This window comes from Aeromonas popoffii, assembly GCF_000820025.1.
In the GTDB taxonomy this organism is placed as follows: Bacteria; Pseudomonadota; Gammaproteobacteria; order Enterobacterales; family Aeromonadaceae; genus Aeromonas; species Aeromonas popoffii.
Genome location: NZ_CDBI01000046.1, coordinates 35,793 through 55,495, shown reverse-complemented (window position 1 = coordinate 55,495; position 19,703 = coordinate 35,793). Strand labels below are relative to the sequence as shown.

Genomic DNA, 19,703 nt, shown 5'->3' with positions numbered 1-19,703 from the left:
CCTTGGCATGGGGGGGGGGCGTATCGAGGGGAATATCCACAAACAGGCGATCCACCATCAGGCCGCACAGCACGATGAACAACAGTGGCATGACCATGCAGCTGAGCAGGAACCAGAGCGGCATGTCCCAGTATTCGATCTCTTCGGGGATGAAGTACGCAGTGCCATACCAGGCAAGGAAGTAGAGCAGGGTCAGCAGCAGGCAGAGGGCTGCTTCCCGGCGAGCGAGCGCGAAACGATTCACCTTGGCCTCCGACAATTTTGAGGGGCGCAAGGATAACAAAAAAGGGACATGTCGCCATGGCCCTTTTTCAACAGAGGCTCCTTACGGAGCTGACTTCTATCGGAAGTCATTGTTCTGCCTTAGATCCTTACAGACCCAACTTCTTGTGCAGGTAGTGGATATTGGTGCCACCGTGCTGGAAGTTTTCGTCTTTCATGATCTCTTTTTGCAGGGAGACGTTGGTCTTGATCCCTTCCACCACCAGCTCGTCCAGCGCCTGGCGCATGCGGGCGATGGCGACGTCACGGTTCTCGCCGTAACAGATCAGCTTGCCGATCATGGAGTCGTAGTAAGGCGGAACCTTGTAACCGGCGTAGATGTGGGAATCCCAACGTACCCCCAGACCACCCGGCGCATGGAAGCGCTGGATCAGGCCCGGAGACGGCATGAAAGTAGCCGGGTCTTCGGCGTTGATCCGGCATTCGATGGCATGGCCACGGATGCGGATGTCCTGCTGGGTGATCGACAGGGGCTGACCGGCGGCGATGCGCAGTTGCTCCTTGATCAGATCCACGCTGGTGACCATCTCGGTGACCGGATGCTCAACCTGGATACGGGTGTTCATCTCGATGAAATAGAACTCGCCGTTTTCGTACAGGAACTCGAAGGTCCCCGCGCCGCGGTAGCCGATCTCGATACAGGCGCGTACGCAGCGCTCGCCGATGAACTTGCGCATCTCTTCGGTGATGCCGGGTGCCGGTGCCTCTTCGACCACTTTCTGGTGGCGACGCTGCATGGAGCAGTCACGCTCGCCCAGATAGAGGGCGTTGCCCTGGCCGTCTGCCAATATCTGAATTTCGATATGGCGCGGGTTTTCCAGGTACTTCTCCATGTAGACCATGTCGTTCTTGAAGAACTGGCCTGCTTCGGATTTGGTCAGGGCGATGGCGGCAGCCAGCTCGGCTTCACTGCGTACCACGCGCATGCCGCGACCACCACCGCCACCGGCGGCCTTGATGATCACCGGATAACCGATGCGCTTGGCAATGGCGGCGTTGTGCTTGGTATCGCTGTCGACCGGGCCGTCAGAGCCAGGCACGCAAGGTACGCCAGCCTTCTTCATCGCCTCGATGGCGGAGACCTTGTCACCCATCAGGCGAATGGTCTCGGCACGCGGGCCGATGAAGATGAAGCCGGATTTTTCGACCACTTCGGCGAAATCGGCGTTCTCGGAGAGGAAGCCATAACCCGGGTGGATGGCAACGGCTCCCGTGACCTCGGCGGCGGCGATGATGGCCGGCACATTGAGGTAGGATTCACCGCTGGCAGGCTTGCCGATGCAGATGGTTTCGTCGGCGAGGAGCACATGCTTGAGCTCCCGATCGGCGGTGGAGTGAACGGCCACTGTCTTGATCCCGAGCTCTTTGCAAGCGCGCAGGATCCGCAGGGCAATTTCACCGCGGTTGGCGATGACTACTTTGTCCAACATGGGTGGCAATTTCCCTTATTCGATGATGAACAGCGGCTCGTCAAATTCGACGGCCTGACCATTTTCAACCAGGATCGCTTTGATCACGCCGGCCTTGTCAGACTCGATTTGGTTCATCATTTTCATGGCTTCGACGATGCACAGGGTATCGCCAACATTGACGTGCTGACCCACTTCCGCGAAGGGTTTGGCTTCCGGGCTGGAGGAGCGATAGAAGGAGCCCACCATGGGGGAGCGCATCAGATGGCCGCTCGGCGCGGCCGCATCGGCGGTCGGTGCTGTGGCGGCGGCGGCCGGTGCGGCGGCAGGGGCCATGGCTGGCTGCATCATCATCTGCGGCATGGCGGTGGTCACCTGACCGGAGAAGTTGCGGCTGATGCGAACGGACTCTTCACCCTCGGAGATCTCCAGTTCGGCGATGCCGGACTCTTCAACCAGTTCAATCAGCTTCTTGATTTTGCGGATATCCATTAGCATTCTCTTTCTTCTTTATCTGATCAGTGATTATCAAGCCGCGCGCAACTGATGCACGGCCGCGGTTAAAGCGAATTGGTAGCCATCGGCACCCAGCCCGCAGATCACCCCCCTGGCGACATCAGACAGATAGGAGTGATGACGGAAGGGCTCCCTGGCATGGACGTTTGACAGGTGAACCTCGATAAAGGGGATGGCCACACCCAGCAGTGCATCGCGGATGGCGACACTGGTATGGGTGAAGGCTGCCGGATTGATGATGATATAATCCACCTGGCCCATGGCCTGGTGAATGCGGCTGACCAACTCATGTTCGGCGTTGGATTGCAGGTGTTCCAGTGTGACCCCGAGTTCGCTGGCGTTGTGCGTCAGATCGGCAACGATCTCGTCGAGCGTCTTGCTGCCGTAGATGCCCGGTTCCCGTTTGCCCAGCAGGTTCAGGTTCGGCCCGTTGAGCACGAGAATACGGTGATTTTGCGACATATTGAGTACATCCTCGATGATAATGCTGCTATCTATCCGTTATCTTGTGGATTACCAGAAATCTAGCCATTTTCTGCGCAATTCGGTGTGCACTGGTACACAGATTTCGCAATTATATTGATTTCGTGAAAATTAGCAGCATTTTACTGGTCTAATCTCTACATCTGTCTGTTTTTTGAGCTCTTTAGCTCGCTATTCAATGGCTCGGTAGCAGAGACGACAAAGCCGGCACTGGGCCGGCTTTGGGGGCTGAGAAGGGGCAGGATCAGGCCGTTTCGGATTGCTCGCGGATGAGTTTGTCCACTACACCCGGATCCGCCAGGGTGGAGATATCCCCCAGGCTGTCGGTTTCGCCAGCAGTAATCTTGCGCTGCATTATGGCGCGCATGATCATGCGGCTTCCGACTTCTCGCGAATGAGCTTGTCCACTACACCCGGATCCGCGAGGGTGGAGATATCCCCCAGGCTATCGGTTTCGCCGGCGGCAATCTTGCGCTGCATTATGGCGCGCATGATCATGCGGCTTCCGACTTCTCGCGAATGAGCTTGTCCACTACACCCGGATCAGCCAGGGTGGAGATATCCCCCAGGCTATCGGTTTCGCCGGTGGCAATCTTGCGCAGAATTCGGCGCATGATCTTGCCGGAACGGGTCTTGGGCAGCCCCTCGGCCCAGTGGATCACATCCGGGGTGGCTATGGCGCCAATCTCCTTGCGGACCCACTCCTTCACCTCTTTGTGCAGCTCGCGGCTCGGCTCTTCCCCGGCGATCAGGGTGACATAGGCGTAGATGCCCTGACCCTTGATCTCGTGAGGCACCCCCACCACAGCCGCTTCGGCAATTTTGGGATGGGAGACCAGCGCCGATTCAATTTCGGCTGTGCCCATGCGGTGTCCCGAGACGTTCAGTACATCATCCACTCGCCCCGTGATCCAGTAGTAACCATCCTCATCGCGACGGGCGCCGTCGCCGGTAAAGTAACGACCTGGGAAGGTCGAGAAGTAGGTCTGCTCGAAGCGCTCGTGATCGCCGAACACGGTGCGCATCTGACCCGGCCAGGAGTCGGAGATCACCAGATTGCCCTCGGTGGCCCCCTCCAGCGGCTCGCCCATGTTGTCTACCAGCGCTGGCTGCACACCGAAGAAGGGACGAGTGGCTGAGCCTGGCTTGAGATCGGTGACGCCGGGCAGCGGGCTGATGAGGATGCCACCGGTTTCGGTCTGCCACCAGGTATCGACGATGGGGCAGCGCTCCTCGCCTATGGTGCGGTAGTACCACTCCCAGGCTTCCGGGTTAATGGGTTCACCCACGGAGCCCATGATGCGCAGGCTCTGGCGAGAGGTGCCCTCGACCGCATCCCGGCCCTTGGCCATGAGCGCGCGGATCGCCGTCGGTGCCGTGTAGAGGATGGAGACCTGGTGCTTGTCCACCACCTGGCTCATGCGGTTGGTGGCTGGGTAGTTGGGCACCCCTTCGAACATGATGGTGGTGGCGCCGTTGGCGAGCGGCCCGTAGACCAGATAGGAGTGGCCCGTGACCCAGCCCACGTCGGCGGTACACCAGTAGATGTCCTCCTCGTGGTAGTCAAAGATGTACTTGAAGGTGAGGGTGGCATAGACCAGATAGCCGCCTGTGGTGTGCAACACGCCCTTGGGCTTGCCGGTCGAGCCTGAAGTGTAGAGGACGAACAGGGGATCTTCGGCACCCATGGCTTCGGGCGGGCAGTCGGCGCTGACGGTCGCGATGGCTTCGTGCCACCAGATGTCCCTGTGGCCATGCCAGGCGACCTTGCCGCCGGTGCGCTTGAGCACTATCACCTTGCTGACCTGGGTATCCGGGTTGGTGAGCGCTTCATCCACATTCTTCTTGAGCGGGACCGGGCGGCCGCCGCGCAGCCCCTCGTCGGCCGTGATAACGATGGAGGAGCCGGAGTCGATGATGCGACCGGCCAGGGCCTCCGGCGAGAAGCCGCCGAAGACGATGCTGTGCACGGCGCCGATACGGGTACAGGCCAGCATGGCGATGGCGGCTTCCGGCACCATGGGCATATAGAGGCAGACCACGTCGCCTCGGTGAACCCCTTGTGCTTTCAATACGTTGGCAAACTTGCACACTTCGCTGTGCAGTTCGCGGTAGGTCAGCTTGCGATCTTCGGCGGGGTTGTCCCCTTCCCAGATGATGGCGACCTTGTCACCGCGCTGTGCCAAATGGCGATCCAGGCAGTTGGCCGAGACGTTGAGCAGGCCATCTTCATACCACTTGATGGAGACGTGGCCCGGGTCGTAGGAGGTGTTCTTGACCTTGGTATAGGGCTTGATCCAGTCGAGGATCTTTCCCTGCTCACCCCAGAAGGCATCCGGATCCTGCACCGAGGCCTGGTACATGGCCTCGTAGCCTGCCTTGTCCAACAGGGCGTCCTTGCTGATGTGGGCCTTGATCGGGTAGACCTTGCTCTCGCTCATGTGTCACTCCTTTTAATACATTCTTGTAATGATTAAGTAACAACTTATACCTTTGGCGAGGGAGGGCAATTAGACTTTTGGATAGATGGAAACAGTTACTTACAGTGCCATTCGTGACAACTCATCGGTGATAGCGTAAAAACATCGGTTTTATCGATGGAGATAGCTATGTTGTCCCTGCTCCTTTGCACCGCCCTCTGGCAGTCCGATGCCTCTACGCTGGTTGATGAAGCCGCGCTTGCTGATCCCCAGCCCAAAGAGTTCCCCGTGACTCGCGTGCAGGGCGGCTCGCCAGCAGTGCGGGAGCGTATTGCCGATCAGATGGGCAATGCATTTCTGGCGCGCAAGCCCCCGGTGACAGTGACGCTTCGACAGCCCGACTTACGTTACCCTCAGGATCCCTTGCTGGCTGATCCGCACCAAGCCCGGAGTGAGGTTTGGGATACAGAGTTAGGGTTGACGTTCAACGAATAAGTGATGTGCCCGGTTCTATCCCAGGTCAACACCAGACCCCCTTGCTGGGGGCCAGTTGAGCGGCGAGATGGGGCTCGGTCAAGGGATGGCTGAACAGATAGCCCTGTCCCTCCTGGCAGTGCAGGGATTGCAGAAACTGGCGCTGAGCCTGGGTTTCGATCCCCTCGGCGGTGACCGCCATGTTCAGGCTGTCTGCCAGGTTGATGATGGTACGGCACAACTCCCGGCTGTGTTTGTCATCCGGTAGGGCCTGCACGAAGGTGCGGTCTATCTTGATGCGATCGATGGGCAGGCTTTTCAGCAGGCTCAGGGATGAGAAGCCGGTCCCGAAGTCGTCGATGGCGATCTGCACCCCCAGCGCCTTCAGGCGGGTGAACAGCTGCATGCTCTGATCGACCCGCTGTATGATGCTCTCTGTGACCTCTATCTCCAGCCGATCCGGCGGGAAACCTGTTTCCGCCAGAATGGCGGCGACCCGCTCCACATAGCCAGGAGTTCGCATCTCCCGTACCGAAACATTGACCGAGAGCCGTGGCACCACCAGGCCAGCCGTCAGCCACGTCTGTCCCTGCTGACAGGCGGTGCGCATCACCCACTCCCCAATCTGCTCTATCAGACCGCACTCCTCGGCCACTGGGATGAAGCGAGCGGGGGGGATTATGCCCTCGTTGGGATGTTGCCAGCGCAGTAGAGCCTCCAGCCCGCTCAGGCGGTTGCTGTTCAGGTCCGTCAGTGGCTGGTACATGATGCAGAGCTGATGCTGTTCTATGGCCTTGATCAGTCCCTGCTCCATGCTCATTCGCTCACGGAGCTGCTCGGCCATGTCGGGGGTGTAGAACAGATAGCCGTTGCGGCCCCGGCTCTTGGCCTCATACATGGCGTTGTCGGCTGCGCTGACCAGGGCATCCGGGTTCTGGGCGTGTTCAGGGTAGAGGGCTATGCCTATGCTGGCGGAGACGGCGACCTGCTCGTGTGCCAGCTCGACCGGCTCGCGCAGGCGGGCCAGCAGCTGATCGGCGAGCCGTTCCAGCTCTTCCTGCTGCTCGAAATAGGGGATCAGCACCAGAAATTCATCTCCACCGAGCCGGGTGGCAACGTCGTTGTGGTGCAGGCAGAGGCGGATGCGTTCGGCCAGCAGCTTGAGCAGCTGATCCCCCGCCCTGTGGCCCAGGTTGTCATTGATTAGCTTAAAGCCGTCCAGGTCGATGAACAGCAGGGCGAGTCGCTGCCGGTTGAGCTGGGCTGTCTTGATCTCCAGTTCGAGCCGCTCCTGCAACAGGTTGCGGTTGCCGAGCTCGGTCAGGGGATCGTGATAGGCGAGGTGATTGAGCTGTGCCTCGGCCTTGCGGATGGCGCTGATGTCGGAGAAAGCGATCACGTAGTGGGTGATGTTGTGGCGATTGTCGTAGATGGCGCTGACGTGCTGCCAGGAGGTGAAGTAGCCGCCATCCTTGCGCAGGCATATCATCTCCCCGTGCCAGGCATGGCTGCCGGGCTGCAGGGTATGCCAGGGGTAGTCGATACCGGTATGGCTGCGCGGATGCATGATGGATTCCGGCGACTTGCCCACGACCTCGTTCGCTTCATATTGGGTCATGTTGCAGAAGGCCGGGTTGACCGAGATGATCTGGCGCTGGCCATCCATGATGATGATGCCCTCGGTCGTGGTTTCGAATACCACATTGGCCTGGCGCAGCTGGTCTTCCTGAATGCAACGATCGGTCGCGTCGTGGATCACCCCCATGATGCGGTGCCCCAGACTGTCGGGGGTCGCCACGTGAAGAGTGTGAAGATCGATCCAGCCCCGTACCTGATCGGCCCCCAGATAGCTCAAGGTCAGATGAAGGGGGGCCGTGCCTTTGAGCGCCGATCTGAGTTGCTCCCCCGAGACCGGGTCGAAGCGCTTGATGAACTGCTCCATTCCCCCTTCAAACTGATGGGCCTGCGTCCCGAGCAGACGCTCAACCTGGCCATCAAATTGCAGCCGATCCTCTGTCACATACCACTCCCAGACCCCGACTTGGCCGGCGCTCATGGCCAGTTGCAGCCGTTGCTGCGCCTCGACCAGCTCGGTCACATCCCGCACTATGGTCAGGATGCCGTCAGGTGTGCCCTGCTCATCCCGCATGGGGCTGTAAATGGCCTGCCAGTGCCGTTGCTGGCCCTGATGCGCCTTTGTCTGACCACTCAGGCTCAGCGTCACCTGGGGGACGCTGCTGCTGATGATCTGCTGGAACAGGGGTTCCAGTACTGGCGCCAGAGTCGGCAATATCTCACGCAAGTATTTGCCGTAGTGATCCTCACGGGAGAGGCCGTTGATATCGGCGAGTGTCTGATTGACGCTGCGGCAGCGAAAATGGCGGTCGAACACACCTATGCCAAACGGTGCCAGCTCGAACAGTTGCTGCAGTTCATTTGGATTCATATGACCTGTTTTTGGTGAGGCCGGCATGAATTCGGATGTCTCTTCGCACATGATGGTTCCTGAATTGACTTTATTGTCATTTAAGGTGTTATCAGTATGGCATGAAGCGCTTTGGAGGGAAGAGAGAGGGGCTGTATGTGCCCCCTCTCTGGTGCCTGACGTGTTCAGGGGTTGGTTTATCAAAGGTGGAGTGGTGGGGTGCTACCAGTGGAAGCGATAGCTCAGGGTCAGGCTCACCACCGGCTGCCAGTCATGCTCCTTGATCAGCCACTGCTTGGCCCCTAGCTCAGTGCCCAGTCGCCACTGCTGCCAGGCCCAGCTGCGCTCGAGCGTGAGCCCCCAGTCCCGCCAACCCGAGTTGGCATCATAAGCTGCCATGTGCGCCTGACTGCCCCGCGTTAGCCAGAGGTTGAGGGAGAGGGCGGCCGGCAGCGGCAGGCTGTGCTCCATATACCAGTTCTGGCCATAGCGACCGGTGACATCATGGAGCTGGCCCAGGGTCAGCTGATGATCCTTATCCAACTGCCAGCCGAGGCGCCAGAGCGTGCTGAAACGAGTGCGAACGACCACCTGCATGGGGCTGACCCCCACGGCGAGGAAGCTCTTTTGGTAGAGCGGCAAGGCCAGTCCCGCACTCTGTCCATCGGCAAAGATCATGCCAACCAGGGTCTCCCGTTCATGGGTGAGCCAGAGCTGCATGCTGGGGTCGGCACTGCCCCCGGCCTGATTGCTGCCGAGCTGCCACTGGCTGCCCACTTGCCACAGGTTGTCCGGCTCCTTGGCTGACAGGGGCAATGCGAGTGCCGGGGCCAGTAGTAGCCAGCGACGGCTACTTGCCATAGAGCCGCAGCCAGTCTCTGTCTTGATGCATGCCCATCAGGTGGCAGATGATACCGGAGCGCTGGAAGGCGTAGATAAGAAACACGCTGGTGGCACTGAGTGCCATGATGAGGCCGAAGCTGTTGGGCAATATGGTGCCCTGGCGAGCGGTCCACCACAGCAGCAAGGGGCCCCACAGGTGCACGAAGATGCTCTTGTGGAAGATGAAAACGGTCAGCGAATACATGCCTATCCAGTTGAGCGGGCGCCAGCACAGGCGGATGTTGCGCTGATGCAACCAGAGCACGACACCGATCACCAGAAACTCCATGCCCCAGATCCCGGCGCGGCCCGTCATGTCCATCGCCAGCTCATGCTCGTTGGCATAGATGTCGTTGAGTTCGACGGAGCTGCGCTCGCCAAACACAAGGTAAACAGCGAGGGCGATGAGAGAGAGGGTGAGCACCAGGCCGTTGAGGCGATCCCGCCACTGGGGACGCTGATGCCAGCACCAGCCATACAGGAAGCCGAAGCAGCCGCTGGCCATGAAGAGATCGAGGCGGGCATCGAGCTCATAGTCAGGGTGCACATGCAGCTTCATCCAGCTGTCGATGTGGCCGAGCAGGGTCTGCACGCCGAGTTGATCCAGCAGCAGGCTGAGCAGGGTCAGCAGCAGCATGCCGCGCATACCGAACCAGGCGTAGACCAGCGAGAAGAGCGCCAGCAGGCACATCCACAACATGACCGGATAGAAAGAGATGGCCTCGCCGAAGTTGGGGGCTATGACCAGTCCCTCGACATAGAGCACCAGAATGATGCTGGCAAACAGCACCAGCTTGCCGGCCAGCTGCGGTTTGAAGCTGGCTTGATCGCGACGGCTCAGGTTGAAGGCCGCCAGGGCCAGATAGATCTGGCTCACCCAGGGAATGAGCCAGGCCGAGACCTGTGCCGTGGTGTGATCCATGGGCAGCAGATGGCCAGCCATGGCCTTGTGCGACAGGTAGAAGCTGTCCCACAGGGCCTGTTCCCGGTTGAAGAAGTCGATATACCAGTAGTTGAGGTAGCCGGTGTAGTGTTCGAAGACGGCCATGAAGATGACGAGCCCTCGCAACAGGTCGAGACCCGTGATGCGTGCGTCCTGTGGAGGCATGGGGTTGCTCCTGTATCGGTGGAAAAGGAGCGGCACTATAACGGTTGCAACAAAACTGAATGGGAGCTGAATGTAAGCGGATGTTACCGTCGTTCGTCACACCCGCCTTGCGATAGCGGGGGATCTTCGGATCCGGCTGTCATGATTTGTAATACTTTTGGCGGTTCTTCAGCCCTTCTGGCGGCCGAATGCCTGAATGCCGCGCACCAGCACCAGCAGGCCTAGCACTTGGAAGGGCAGGGAGAGGGCGAGTAACAGCAGCCAGTGGGCCTCGCTGCCGCTGGCGTTGATGAAGTCTATCCAGGCGACCAGCAGGGTGAGCATGCCCGCTATCTGAAAACGACGGCGCAGCACCACTTCCACCCCCAGATTGGCGAGATAGAGGGTCAGCAGTATGCCGCCAAAGCCGGTGAGCTGGGCCGTGCCGTAGATCTCTCTATCCGGATTGAACAGCAGGCTGATCAAGGGGTTCAGACCCTGCTCCTGCGGGATCAGGGCCAGCAGCCAGCAGGCGATCAGTAACAGGGCTGTTTTCATCGGCTCAGTCGGCGGACCGGGCCGGTTTGACCAGGCTGAGGTAGTTGGCGTCCATGGTGAGGAATACCCCCAGCAGGCGGGCGCTGGCGCCATAGAAGCCGAATGGATCGGCGGCGCGGCAGGCGGCCTCAAAAAGGGGGAACCAGGCCAGCAGATGAGTGTGCAACAACGCTTCTTGCTCGCCGAGCCACCGTTCACGCTGATCGGCACTGGCGGCTTCGGCGGCGCGTATGATGAGATTGCCCATCAGATCCAGTTCGACGCCCAGATGATCGACCGGCTGCGGGTACTTGGCGCCGACGTCGATGGCGAGCCGTGCCAGTCGTTCTTGCATGCGCACCAGGGATGCCACCGTCAGATGGGCGGACTCATAAGGCTGAACGGCGGGGGCGGCCAGAAACAGCGCCTTGAAATCGGCGGTCAGGGCTCGGGCCCGATCCGGGCGCACCAGCAGGCGGGCGATGGCCTCGTTGAGTTCGGTGACGGCCGGGCGCATGGGATCCAGCGTGGAGAGGCTCTTCAGGAAGCTTCGCACATCGTAGCTGTCGTATTCGGCGATCTGTTCATCACTGAGCTCGGCGCTAAACAGGGTGGCAAACCACCAGTACAGTTCGGCCCGACGTTCGCTAGTGGCCAGAAATTCCTGCATTTTTCCTCCGTGGATGGCAAGCGGGAAACAGAGTGAAACCGATTCTAACGGCTTTGGCAGAAAAGTTAACCCATAGGTGACAATTCGCCGAACAGGCCAGCAAAAACGCCGCCGGAGACGACGTTTTCAGGGCATGTTGGTAACGACGTCAGACGGTGGGGCGGGCCTCGAACTGCGGCAGCGCATCACAGATCTCGTGCCAGGGCGCCCTGGATCCGACGAAGATGTGGAAACCGGGTCGTTGGGTCGGCGCCTCGTTGAGAATGCCGAGGCGCAGGTTCAGCTTGCCGCTGCTTTGCTTCTGGCTGAACAAACTGGAGCCGCAGTGGCGGCAGAAAGCGAGGGTGGTCTCGGGGGATTTCTGAAAGCGGCTGATGGCCTCTTCGCCACGGGTGACCGTGACCTTGTCACCGTCCAGTCCGCCGACCGGGGCGTAATCGGCACCGGAGAACTTGCGGCACTCGGAGCAGTGGCAGTTGCCCAGGTAGTCGAACTGGTCGGGCAGGCTCAGGGCCACGGCGCCACACAGGCAGCTGGCGGTCAATAGTGTCATCTTGCGGTTCCTTGATTGATGGATCAGCGCTCTTCGCGGTAGAGCGCCTGCTTGCAACGGACGCAGATATGCTGGCGCCGAAAATCGGTCTGATGCAGCAGGCCGACGTCCAGTTGTTCATGATGGCCGCAATGAATGCAGAAGATGATATCGCCATCGACGGCCTCCGGATGGGCGGCCAGATACTGCTCCCAGGTGGGCAAGGCCTCCCACTGATAGGTAAAGGGGCTCTTGCGACTGCCGGTATAGTAGACCCAATAGAAAACAGCGAATACCGATATGATCAGAAAAAGCATCAGGTTATCCATCATGGCGTACTCCCGTGTTGAGCCGGTGCAGAGAAGAAAGAGCGAGGCGGAAGCGGGTCGGGAACATGGTGTTGCAATGGGACGGCCAGCGTGGCTGGGCGGTTCAGCCAAACGGTCGTCCCTCCCCACCCTCGGTCGGCAGGTGTGCTGGCGAAGGGTGAACGCCTTGCGCGGCATTTTTTGCCTCCATCTTGGCTGGGCAACCACTGCGTCACGCAAAGATGTTATCTGTTAATAATCGCTATATCTATGATCCTGTTCTGGTTTTTTCTATTTTTTGTCTGCGTTTGTGGCTGTTGTCTGGGGTGTGGGGTAGTGAACAGCAAGGAAGAAGGCATGGGAACGAGCGCCTTGGCAGGCACGCTGGCGGAGGATTGGGGGCCGACGCAGGCCTCGATATTTGCGACACATTTTACATTGTTTAAACAAATTTTTGGGTGGTTGGACTGTCTCTTTGATCTCGCTCACGTTACAATGCCGCTGCCCACTTCACCTAACGCGCAAACGATTTTCAGGAGATAAACGGATGTTGAAACGTGACATGACCATCGCAGGCTATGATCCCCAGCTGTGGCAGGCCATCACAGACGAGACCCGTCGTCAGGAAGAGCATATCGAGCTGATCGCGTCTGAGAACTACACCAGCCCCCGCGTCATGGAAGCCCAGGGCTCCCAGCTGACCAACAAGTATGCCGAAGGCTATCCGGCCAAGCGCTACTACGGTGGTTGCGAGTATGTCGATGTGGTCGAAACCCTGGCCATCGAGCGCGCCAAGGAACTGTTTGGTGCCACTTACGCCAACGTGCAGCCGCACTCCGGCTCCCAGGCCAACAGCGCCGTTTACATGGCGCTGCTGCAGCCGGGCGATACCGTGCTGGGCATGAACCTGGCCCACGGTGGTCACCTGACCCACGGCTCCCCGGTCAACTTCTCCGGCAAGCTCTACAACATCATCCCTTACGGCATCGATGAGTCCGGCAAAATTGACTACGACGAGATGGAGCGTCTGGCCGTTGAGCACAAGCCGAAGATGATGATCGGTGGCTTCTCCGCCTACTCCGGTATCGTTGACTGGGCCCGCATGCGTGAAATCGCTGACAAAATCGGTGCTTGGCTGTTCGTCGACATGGCGCACGTGGCCGGTCTGATTGCCGCTGGCGTCTACCCGAACCCGGTGCCCCACGCTCACGTGGTCACCTCCACCACCCACAAGACCCTGGCCGGTCCCCGTGGTGGTCTGATCCTCTCCGCCGCTGACGATGAAGATCTCTACAAGAAGCTGAACTCCGCTGTCTTCCCGGGCGGCCAGGGTGGCCCGCTGATGCACGTCATCGCCGGTAAAGCCGTGGCCTTCAAAGAGGCGCTGGAGCCCGAGTTCAAGACCTATCAGGCTCAGGTGGTCAAAAACGCCAAGGCCATGGCGGCCACCTTCATCGAGCGTGGTTACAAGATTGTCTCCGGCGGTACCGACAACCACCTGATGCTGGTGGACTTGATTGGTCGCGAGCTGACCGGTAAAGAGGCCGATGCCGCCCTTGGTAAGGCCAACATCACGGTCAACAAGAACTCCGTTCCTAACGACCCGCGCTCCCCGTTCGTCACCTCCGGTGTGCGTATCGGTACTCCGGCCATCACCCGCCGTGGTTTCAAGGAAGCCGAGTCCATCCAGCTGACCAACTGGATCTGCGACGTGCTGGACAACCACGACAACGATGCCGTGCTGGCCACCGTACGTGAGCAGGTGCTGGACATCTGCCGCCGCTTCCCGGTTTATGCCTGATAACGGCGTTTATCCGGTTTGAGGCCAATGCCACCTTCGGGTGGCATTGTTTTTTCTGTTTCGGCCCCGCTACGGGCGCCGAGTTTGTTCTGCAGACAGAGGAGGCAGCATGTCAGGCGAGAGCGCGAGTACAGATGAGGATCTGATCTTGTCCATCCGAGCCCAGTACCATTTTCGCGATAGTCCGGAGGGGCTGCTGGCATGGGATGTGCGCCGTCTGGTACGGCGGAGCCGCGGGCTGCCGGTGCAAGCTGTGCCGCTGGCACAGATTGCCGAACTGGATTTTGAGCACTGGTATGGATACGGCGAGGCCAGACCCACGGTGCGCAGCATCATAGAGCACTGTCAGCTGATGCTGGCCGCCGATCTCGCCTATCCCATCATTCTGGACAGTGCGGGACGGGTCATGGATGGCATGCACAGGGTGAGCAAGGCCTTGATGCAGGGCCACACCCATATCGATGCCGTGCAGTTTGTGCAGGATCCGGCGCCCGATCACACTGGGTGTGATCCCGACACCTTGCCCTATGACGATTGAGCCTCTGGCCGATCGAATGGTGCTGTGTGTGCCTTTTTACACCATTTTTAGCAGGAGAAAGCGTGATGAAGCGAGTGCTGGAGATCCGGAGCTATCGGCTCAAGGCCGGGAGCCGTGCGGCTTTTCATCGGCTGGTCACCGAGCAGAGTCTGCCCTTGCACCTTGCCTGGGGGATGGATGTGGTGAGCCATGGCCCCTCCTTGCATGATCCGGACGCCTATTTTCTGATGCGTGCCTACGATGACCTTGAGCATCTGAACCGCTCTCAGGCGGCATTCTATGGGACTGAGGCCTGGCAAGCAGGCCCGAGAGAGGCCATTGTTGCGCTGATCGAGGGTGATGCAAATACAGTGCTCTGGTTGCCAGTGGCGGCCATAGAAGCGCTGCGCACGTGCTGATACGGTTAAAGTGCATCTGCGGTGACATATTGTTTTTCTGGGCTTTTACCGGCTTTCGATGGCCGTGCTACACTGGCCGACCAAGATCCTGACCCTGCGGGGCAGGTGCCTTTTCAGTTAACGCCGGAGGTCAGATGCATTGCCCTTTCTGTAGTGCCGTTGATACCAAGGTGATCGATTCCCGTCTGGTGGCAGAAGGCCATCAGGTGCGCCGCCGTCGTGAGTGTCTGCTCTGCCACGAGCGTTTCACCACCTTCGAGATGGCCGAGCTGGTGATGCCCCGTGTCATCAAGTCCAACGGCTCCCGTGAACCCTTCAATGAAGACAAGCTGCGTGCCGGTATACTGCGTGCACTGGAGAAGCGGCCGGTGAGCATGGAAGCCATCGAGAAGGGGGTCAATCACATCAAGTCCTGCCTGCGGGCCACCGGTGAGCGCGAAGTCGCCTCCCAGCTGGTGGGTAATCTGGTGATGGACGAGCTCAAGGGCCTGGACAAGGTGGCCTACATTCGCTTCGCTTCCGTCTATCGCAGCTTCGAAGACATTCGTGAATTTGGTGAAGAGATCGCCAAGCTGGAGAAGTAGAACAGATCGCCAAGTTGGAGAAACAAGCTTCCCCAACGTCCGATTACGATGCGCTAATCGAACCTGCAACGCCCATTTTATCGCTTTGAACGGGAGCCCAGATGTTTAGTCAAGATGATTACCAATGGATGAGTCGGGCCCTCGAACTGGCCCGCCGTGGCCGCTATACCACGGCGCCCAACCCTTGTGTCGGTGCCGTGTTGGTGAAAGCCGGTGTGGTGGTCGGTGAGGGGTGGCACAAGCGTGCCGGCGAGCCCCATGCCGAGGTCTATGCCCTGCATGCCGCCGGTGAACAGGCCCGTGGCGCCACCGCCTATGTGACTCTGGAGCCTTGTTCCCACCATGGCCGTACCCCGCCCTGCGCTGAGGCGCTGATCAAGGCCGGGGTGACCCGGGTGGTCGCCGCCATGGTCGATCCCAATCCCGAGGTGGGCGGACGCGGGCTGCGCATGTTGTCTGAGGCCGGTATCAAGACCGACTTCGGCCTGCTCAGTGCCGAGGCTGAGGCACTCAATCCGGGCTTTTTCAAACGGATGCGCACCGCCTTCCCGCAGGTGACGGTCAAGCTCGGCGCCAGCCTGGATGGTCGCACCGCCATGGCAAGCGGCGAGAGTCAGTGGATAACGGGTCCCCTGGCCCGTGCCGATGTTCAGCGGCTGCGGGCCCGTCACGATGCGGTGCTCTCCAGCGCCGAGACGGTGCTGGCCGATGGCGCCTCGCTGACCGTGCGTTGGGACGAGCTGCCCCCCTCGGTCAAGGCCAGCTATCCCAAAGAGACCCTGCGCCAGCCGCTGCGGGTCATCGTTGATTCGCAAAACCGGCTCACCCCGGACTTGCCCCTGTTCCAGAGTACAGGCCCGGTCTTGCTGGCCCGCCACAAGGCTACCGGCGACTGGCCGGCCTGGGTGCAGCAACTGGAGCTGCCGCTGCTGGACGGCAAGCTGGATCTGGTCAGCCTCTTTATGCTGCTGGCCAAGCAGCACATCAACTCTGTGCTGGTGGAGGCAGGGCCGCGGCTGTGTGGCGCCCTGCTGAACAAAGGGCTGGTGGATGAGCTGGTGCTCTACCAGGCGCCAAGACTGATGGGGGATGAGGGGCGTGGCCTGTTCCATCTGCCCGAACTCACCCGGCTGTTCCAGGCGCCCAAGCTCAACATCAAGGATGTGCGGCTGGTGGGGCAGGACATTCGCATCACGGCGAAAATAGCCTGATTTCTCAATGTTTATCGGGGGCCAGTGTGGCCCCGTTATCAGCAAGGTGATCTGCATGTTTACCGGAATTATCGAAGCGGTGGGCACCCTGACCGAGCTGCGTCGCCAAGGCGAGGATATGGCCCTCACTGTGCACGCACCTGGCCTCGATTTCAGCGATGTCAAACTGGGTGACTCCATCGCCACCAATGGCGTCTGCCTCACCGTGGTTGCGCTGGGTGACCAGCGCTATACCGCCGACGTGTCGCTGGAGACCCTGTCGCGCACCGGCTTTGCCAAGGCCAAGGTGGGCGATCCCGTCAATCTGGAGAAAGCGCTGATGCCGACCTCCCGCTTGGGCGGTCATCTGGTCTCCGGTCATGTGGACGGGGTGGGGGAGGTGAAGAGCAAGTCCAGCAGTGGCCGCGCCATCGAATACTGGATCAAGGCGCCGGGCGAGCTCTCCCGCTACATCGCCGAGAAAGGCTCGATTGCGGTGGATGGCATCAGCCTGACGGTCAATGCCGTGCAGGGGGATGTGTTCCGCCTGACGATAGTGCCCCACACGGCGCAAGAGACCACCATCGCCCGCTGGAAACCGGGTCATCGCGTGAATCTCGAGGTGGATCAGATAGCTCGCTATCTGGAGCGCCTGATGCAAGGCAAGGCCCATGACAGTGCATCATCGTCCCTGACGTTGGAAAAACTGGCCCAGTCCGGCTTCCTGTAACGGCCTATGCCGCGGGAAAACCGTTTTCTGTGATCCCGCTCCGATTGAAATGGGGCCTTGTGCCCCCATCTAGAGCAACATAATCCCGTATCAAGCCGAGCCGGCAGGCTCAATCCCAGAAGCATGTTGATGGAGTAGCCTATGGCGCTGAGCACAACCCAGGAAATCATTGCCGATATCAAGGCTGGCAAGATGGTGATCCTGATGGATGACGAAGACAGGGAGAACGAAGGGGACCTCATCATGGCCGCCTCCTGTGTCCGCCCGGAGGATATCAACTTCATGGCCCGTTACGGCCGTGGTCTCATTTGCCTGACCCTGACCCGGGATCGCTGCAAGCAGTTGGCGCTGCCGCTGATGGTAGATCGCAACAATGCCCAGTTCTCGACCGCCTTCACCGTCACCATAGAAGCGGCCGAAGGGGTGACCACTGGCATCTCCGCCGCCGATCGCGCCGTCACAGTACAGGCAGCGGTTGCCCCCAATGCCAAGGCGGCCGATCTGGTGCAGCCTGGCCACATCTTCCCGCTGATGGCGCAGGATGGCGGCGTGCTGACCCGTGCCGGTCACACCGAGGCGGGCTGCGATCTGGCCCGGCTGGCCGGTTACGAGGCAGCTTCCGTCATCGTCGAGATCCTCAACGAGGATGGCTCCATGGCGCGCCGTCCTGACTTGGAGATCTTCGCCGAGCAGCACGGCATCAAGCTTGGTACCATTGCCGACCTTATCGAATACCGCAACCAGCACGAGACCACGGTGGAGAAAGTGGCCGAGTGCAAGTTGCCCACCGAGTTTGGCGAGTTCGATCTCATCACCTTCCGCGACACCATCGACAATCAGGTGCACTTTGCCCTGAAAAAGGGTGAGATTCAGGCCGACCAGCCGACGCTGGTGCGGGTGCATCTGCACGATGTGCTGAGCGATCTGCTGCTGACCGACCGTCACGCTGCCCGTAGCTGGCCGCTGCCCAAATCCATGGCCCGCATCGCCAGCGAGGGCGGGGTGCTGGTGATTCTGGGGGCGGAATCCCATGGCGAGGAGCTGCTGGCCCGGGTCAAGGGCTTTGAAGCCGCTGACAAGGGGCTGGCACCGGAAGGGGCCAAGTGGCAAGGCACATCGCGTCGGGTCGGCGTGGGTTCCCAGATCCTCAAGACGCTGGGGGTTGGCAAGATGCGGCTGTTGAGCTCGCCGAAGAAATACCATGCCCTCGGCGGTTTCGGCCTGGAAGTGGTGGAGTATGTCGGGGAATAAGCGGGTTCGGTAGCTGGCTCAGCGCCTGCGGCTGAACTTGTCCAAGAAATCCCCTCGTCTCTTCAGGCGGTTTCCGCCTGGAGGTCGTTGAATGCGTCGCTGAATAAGCGCGTCGTCCGAATGACATTGCGATCATGGCCGCCCATCGCGGCTGTGGTTTTTGTCGTGGGTCTGTTGTGCTAGAATGTGCGCACTTTTGACTCCGGCCCCTTTTGATTGCACAGATACAGGATTTCCAATGAAGGTTATCGAAGGAAATATCGCCGCTCCTGAGGCGCGCGTTGCTATTGTCGTTGCCCGTTTCAACAGCTTCATCAACGAAAGCTTGGTGGACGGTGCTGTGGACGTACTGAAGCGTCAAGGTCAAGTCCAGGACAGCAATCTTACCCTGGTACGAGTGCCGGGCGCCGTCGAAATTCCCTTGGCTATCAAGAAGCTGGCCAAGAGTGGTCAATACGACGCCATAGTCGCGCTGGGCACTGTCATCCGTGGCGGCACCTATCACTTCGAGCTGGTGGCAAGCGAGAGCAGCAAGGGCATGGCCCAGGTAATGATGGAATATGAAATTCCGGTTGCCTTCGGCGTGTTGACCACAGAAAACATTGAACAAGCCATCGAGCGCGCCGGTACCAAGGCGGGTAACAAGGGTGCAGAGGCTGCACTGAGCGCGCTCGAAATGATCAACGTCCTGAAACAGTTGGACGTGTAACGAGGAGAAGTACATTGAAACCGTCCGAGCGCCGTAAAGCCCGCCATTGCGCCACCCAGGCCATCTACCAGTGGCAGATGACCAGGGCCAACGTGGGCGACATCGAAGAGCAGTTCAAAATAGATCAGGACACCAAGGGTGTGGACCTGAACTATTTTCGCGATCTGCTGTTCGGGGTAGCCCTCCACTGCAACGAGCTGGACAAGGTGTTTTCTCCTTTCCTCTCTCGTCCGCTGGAAGAAGTGGACATGGTGGACAAGGCGATCCTGCGTCTGGCGACCTATGAGCTGACCCGTCGTGATGATGTGCCGCCGCGCGTGGTGATCAACGAAGCGATCGAGTTGGCCAAGGCCTTTGCTGCCGATGACAGCCACAAGTTTGTCAACGGTGTACTGGACAAGGTGATCAAGACGCTGGCCAAGCGTTGATCCTGCTGTCCGTCAGCATTAAGAGAGGAGCCAGCCTAACCGCTGGCTT

At 59.8% G+C, this 19,703-nt stretch carries 23 protein-coding genes; 10 read left to right on the top strand and 13 right to left on the bottom strand.

Going from position 1 to position 19,703, the window contains the following annotated elements; all coding sequences use genetic code 11:
- The 6 genes from BN1129_RS08610 to acs all read right to left on the bottom strand — a co-directional run.
- The coding region (locus BN1129_RS08610; protein WP_209418492.1) for a DUF997 family protein at positions 1-259 on the bottom strand (259 nt) is incomplete at its 3' end.
- A gap of 112 nt (positions 260-371) precedes the next feature.
- Positions 372-1,712, bottom strand: coding sequence for an acetyl-CoA carboxylase biotin carboxylase subunit (accC, locus tag BN1129_RS08605; protein ID WP_042035843.1), 1,341 nt, complete (start codon positions 1,710-1,712; stop codon positions 372-374).
- A 15-nt stretch (positions 1,713-1,727) separates the two neighbouring features.
- Positions 1,728-2,183, bottom strand: coding sequence for an acetyl-CoA carboxylase biotin carboxyl carrier protein (accB, locus tag BN1129_RS08600; protein ID WP_042035842.1), 456 nt, complete (start codon positions 2,181-2,183; stop codon positions 1,728-1,730).
- Between the two features lie 36 nt (positions 2,184-2,219).
- The gene (aroQ, locus tag BN1129_RS08595; protein ID WP_042035841.1) at positions 2,220-2,669 is read right to left on the bottom strand and encodes a type II 3-dehydroquinate dehydratase; all 450 of its coding nucleotides are present in this window, start codon (positions 2,667-2,669) and stop codon (positions 2,220-2,222) included.
- A 390-nt stretch (positions 2,670-3,059) separates the two neighbouring features.
- Positions 3,060-3,182 carry a hypothetical protein gene (locus BN1129_RS24370; protein WP_280136032.1) on the bottom strand — a complete coding sequence of 41 codons (123 nt, stop codon included), beginning with the start codon at positions 3,180-3,182 and terminating at the stop codon, positions 3,060-3,062.
- Positions 3,183-3,184: 2 nt separating this feature from the next.
- Entirely contained in the window at positions 3,185-5,131 is a 1,947-nt protein-coding gene (gene acs / locus BN1129_RS08590; protein WP_042035840.1) for an acetate--CoA ligase, read from the bottom strand.
- Between the two features lie 168 nt (positions 5,132-5,299).
- Between acs and BN1129_RS08585 the strand changes: the two genes are divergently transcribed.
- Positions 5,300-5,605, top strand: coding sequence for a hypothetical protein (locus BN1129_RS08585; protein ID WP_042035839.1), 306 nt, complete (start codon positions 5,300-5,302; stop codon positions 5,603-5,605).
- A gap of 25 nt (positions 5,606-5,630) precedes the next feature.
- Here BN1129_RS08585 and BN1129_RS08580 read toward each other — a convergent pair whose 3' ends face one another.
- From BN1129_RS08580 to BN1129_RS08550, 7 genes are all read right to left on the bottom strand, one after another.
- A complete protein-coding gene (locus BN1129_RS08580) occupies positions 5,631-8,081 on the bottom strand; it encodes a sensor domain-containing protein (protein WP_042035838.1) in 2,451 nt (816 codons plus the stop codon).
- 150 nt (positions 8,082-8,231) lie between these two features.
- Positions 8,232-8,870 carry a porin family protein gene (locus BN1129_RS08575; protein WP_042035837.1) on the bottom strand — a complete coding sequence of 213 codons (639 nt, stop codon included), beginning with the start codon at positions 8,868-8,870 and terminating at the stop codon, positions 8,232-8,234.
- Positions 8,860-9,999 carry a hypothetical protein gene (locus BN1129_RS08570; RefSeq protein WP_042035836.1) on the bottom strand — a complete coding sequence of 380 codons (1,140 nt, stop codon included), beginning with the start codon at positions 9,997-9,999 and terminating at the stop codon, positions 8,860-8,862. The genes BN1129_RS08575 and BN1129_RS08570 overlap by 11 nt, the downstream gene beginning before the upstream one ends.
- Positions 10,000-10,167: 168 nt before the next feature.
- Positions 10,168-10,536, bottom strand: coding sequence for a hypothetical protein (locus tag BN1129_RS08565; RefSeq protein ID WP_042035835.1), 369 nt, complete (start codon positions 10,534-10,536; stop codon positions 10,168-10,170).
- Between the two features lie 4 nt (positions 10,537-10,540).
- Complete coding sequence (gene torD / locus BN1129_RS08560) at positions 10,541-11,185, bottom strand: molecular chaperone TorD (protein WP_042035834.1); 645 nt, start codon at positions 11,183-11,185, stop codon at positions 10,541-10,543.
- A 148-nt stretch (positions 11,186-11,333) separates the two neighbouring features.
- Positions 11,334-11,738, bottom strand: a complete 405-nt coding sequence (locus tag BN1129_RS08555; RefSeq protein ID WP_042035833.1) for a GFA family protein — start codon at positions 11,736-11,738, stop codon at positions 11,334-11,336.
- A gap of 23 nt (positions 11,739-11,761) precedes the next feature.
- A complete protein-coding gene (locus BN1129_RS08550; protein WP_042035832.1) occupies positions 11,762-12,049 on the bottom strand; it encodes a hypothetical protein in 288 nt (95 codons plus the stop codon).
- A 523-nt stretch (positions 12,050-12,572) separates the two neighbouring features.
- Here BN1129_RS08550 and glyA point away from each other — a divergent pair.
- From glyA to nusB, 9 genes are all read left to right on the top strand, one after another.
- On the top strand, positions 12,573-13,826 hold the full coding sequence (glyA, locus tag BN1129_RS08540) for a serine hydroxymethyltransferase (RefSeq protein WP_042035830.1): 1,254 nt from the start codon (positions 12,573-12,575) through the stop codon (positions 13,824-13,826).
- A 109-nt stretch (positions 13,827-13,935) separates the two neighbouring features.
- Positions 13,936-14,364: a hypothetical protein gene (locus tag BN1129_RS08535; RefSeq protein WP_042035829.1), complete on the top strand. Its 429-nt coding sequence runs from the start codon at positions 13,936-13,938 to the stop codon at positions 14,362-14,364.
- 65 nt (positions 14,365-14,429) lie between these two features.
- Complete coding sequence (locus tag BN1129_RS08530) at positions 14,430-14,762, top strand: NIPSNAP family protein (RefSeq protein ID WP_042035828.1); 333 nt, start codon at positions 14,430-14,432, stop codon at positions 14,760-14,762.
- A 134-nt stretch (positions 14,763-14,896) separates the two neighbouring features.
- A complete protein-coding gene (nrdR, locus tag BN1129_RS08525) occupies positions 14,897-15,346 on the top strand; it encodes a transcriptional regulator NrdR (RefSeq protein WP_042035827.1) in 450 nt (149 codons plus the stop codon).
- A 101-nt stretch (positions 15,347-15,447) separates the two neighbouring features.
- The gene (ribD, locus tag BN1129_RS08520; RefSeq protein WP_042035826.1) at positions 15,448-16,557 is read left to right on the top strand and encodes a bifunctional diaminohydroxyphosphoribosylaminopyrimidine deaminase/5-amino-6-(5-phosphoribosylamino)uracil reductase RibD; all 1,110 of its coding nucleotides are present in this window, start codon (positions 15,448-15,450) and stop codon (positions 16,555-16,557) included.
- A gap of 55 nt (positions 16,558-16,612) precedes the next feature.
- A complete protein-coding gene (locus BN1129_RS08515) occupies positions 16,613-17,266 on the top strand; it encodes a riboflavin synthase (RefSeq protein WP_042035846.1) in 654 nt (217 codons plus the stop codon).
- A gap of 141 nt (positions 17,267-17,407) precedes the next feature.
- A complete protein-coding gene (ribBA, locus tag BN1129_RS08510; RefSeq protein ID WP_042035825.1) occupies positions 17,408-18,517 on the top strand; it encodes a bifunctional 3,4-dihydroxy-2-butanone-4-phosphate synthase/GTP cyclohydrolase II in 1,110 nt (369 codons plus the stop codon).
- A gap of 238 nt (positions 18,518-18,755) precedes the next feature.
- Positions 18,756-19,226 carry a 6,7-dimethyl-8-ribityllumazine synthase gene (gene ribH / locus BN1129_RS08505; RefSeq protein WP_005317595.1) on the top strand — a complete coding sequence of 157 codons (471 nt, stop codon included), beginning with the start codon at positions 18,756-18,758 and terminating at the stop codon, positions 19,224-19,226.
- A gap of 14 nt (positions 19,227-19,240) precedes the next feature.
- The gene (nusB, locus tag BN1129_RS08500) at positions 19,241-19,654 is read left to right on the top strand and encodes a transcription antitermination factor NusB (protein ID WP_042035824.1); all 414 of its coding nucleotides are present in this window, start codon (positions 19,241-19,243) and stop codon (positions 19,652-19,654) included.
- Positions 19,655-19,703: the final 49 nt, after the last annotated feature.

Excerpts from the sequence above, each read along its gene's own strand:
- accC (WP_042035843.1), bottom strand. The coding sequence starts at position 1,712 with ATGTTGGACAAAGTAGTCATCGCCAACCGCGGTGAAATTGCCCTGCGG.
- accB (WP_042035842.1), bottom strand. The coding sequence starts at position 2,183 with ATGGATATCCGCAAAATCAAGAAGCTGATTGAACTGGTTGAAGAGTCC.
- aroQ (WP_042035841.1), bottom strand. The coding sequence starts at position 2,669 with ATGTCGCAAAATCACCGTATTCTCGTGCTCAACGGGCCGAACCTGAAC.
- BN1129_RS24370 (WP_280136032.1), bottom strand. The coding sequence starts at position 3,182 with ATGCGCGCCATAATGCAGCGCAAGATTGCCGCCGGCGAAACCGATAGC.
- acs (WP_042035840.1), bottom strand. The coding sequence starts at position 5,131 with ATGAGCGAGAGCAAGGTCTACCCGATCAAGGCCCACATCAGCAAGGAC.
- BN1129_RS08585 (WP_042035839.1), top strand. The coding sequence starts at position 5,300 with ATGTTGTCCCTGCTCCTTTGCACCGCCCTCTGGCAGTCCGATGCCTCT.
- BN1129_RS08580 (WP_042035838.1), bottom strand. The coding sequence starts at position 8,081 with ATGTGCGAAGAGACATCCGAATTCATGCCGGCCTCACCAAAAACAGGT.
- BN1129_RS08575 (WP_042035837.1), bottom strand. The coding sequence starts at position 8,870 with ATGGCAAGTAGCCGTCGCTGGCTACTACTGGCCCCGGCACTCGCATTG.
- BN1129_RS08570 (WP_042035836.1), bottom strand. The coding sequence starts at position 9,999 with ATGCCTCCACAGGACGCACGCATCACGGGTCTCGACCTGTTGCGAGGG.
- BN1129_RS08565 (WP_042035835.1), bottom strand. The coding sequence starts at position 10,536 with ATGAAAACAGCCCTGTTACTGATCGCCTGCTGGCTGCTGGCCCTGATC.
- torD (WP_042035834.1), bottom strand. The coding sequence starts at position 11,185 with ATGCAGGAATTTCTGGCCACTAGCGAACGTCGGGCCGAACTGTACTGG.
- BN1129_RS08555 (WP_042035833.1), bottom strand. The coding sequence starts at position 11,738 with ATGACACTATTGACCGCCAGCTGCCTGTGTGGCGCCGTGGCCCTGAGC.
- BN1129_RS08550 (WP_042035832.1), bottom strand. The coding sequence starts at position 12,049 with ATGATGGATAACCTGATGCTTTTTCTGATCATATCGGTATTCGCTGTT.
- glyA (WP_042035830.1), top strand. The coding sequence starts at position 12,573 with ATGTTGAAACGTGACATGACCATCGCAGGCTATGATCCCCAGCTGTGG.
- BN1129_RS08535 (WP_042035829.1), top strand. The coding sequence starts at position 13,936 with ATGTCAGGCGAGAGCGCGAGTACAGATGAGGATCTGATCTTGTCCATC.
- BN1129_RS08530 (WP_042035828.1), top strand. The coding sequence starts at position 14,430 with ATGAAGCGAGTGCTGGAGATCCGGAGCTATCGGCTCAAGGCCGGGAGC.
- nrdR (WP_042035827.1), top strand. The coding sequence starts at position 14,897 with ATGCATTGCCCTTTCTGTAGTGCCGTTGATACCAAGGTGATCGATTCC.
- ribD (WP_042035826.1), top strand. The coding sequence starts at position 15,448 with ATGTTTAGTCAAGATGATTACCAATGGATGAGTCGGGCCCTCGAACTG.
- BN1129_RS08515 (WP_042035846.1), top strand. The coding sequence starts at position 16,613 with ATGTTTACCGGAATTATCGAAGCGGTGGGCACCCTGACCGAGCTGCGT.
- ribBA (WP_042035825.1), top strand. The coding sequence starts at position 17,408 with ATGGCGCTGAGCACAACCCAGGAAATCATTGCCGATATCAAGGCTGGC.
- ribH (WP_005317595.1), top strand. The coding sequence starts at position 18,756 with ATGAAGGTTATCGAAGGAAATATCGCCGCTCCTGAGGCGCGCGTTGCT.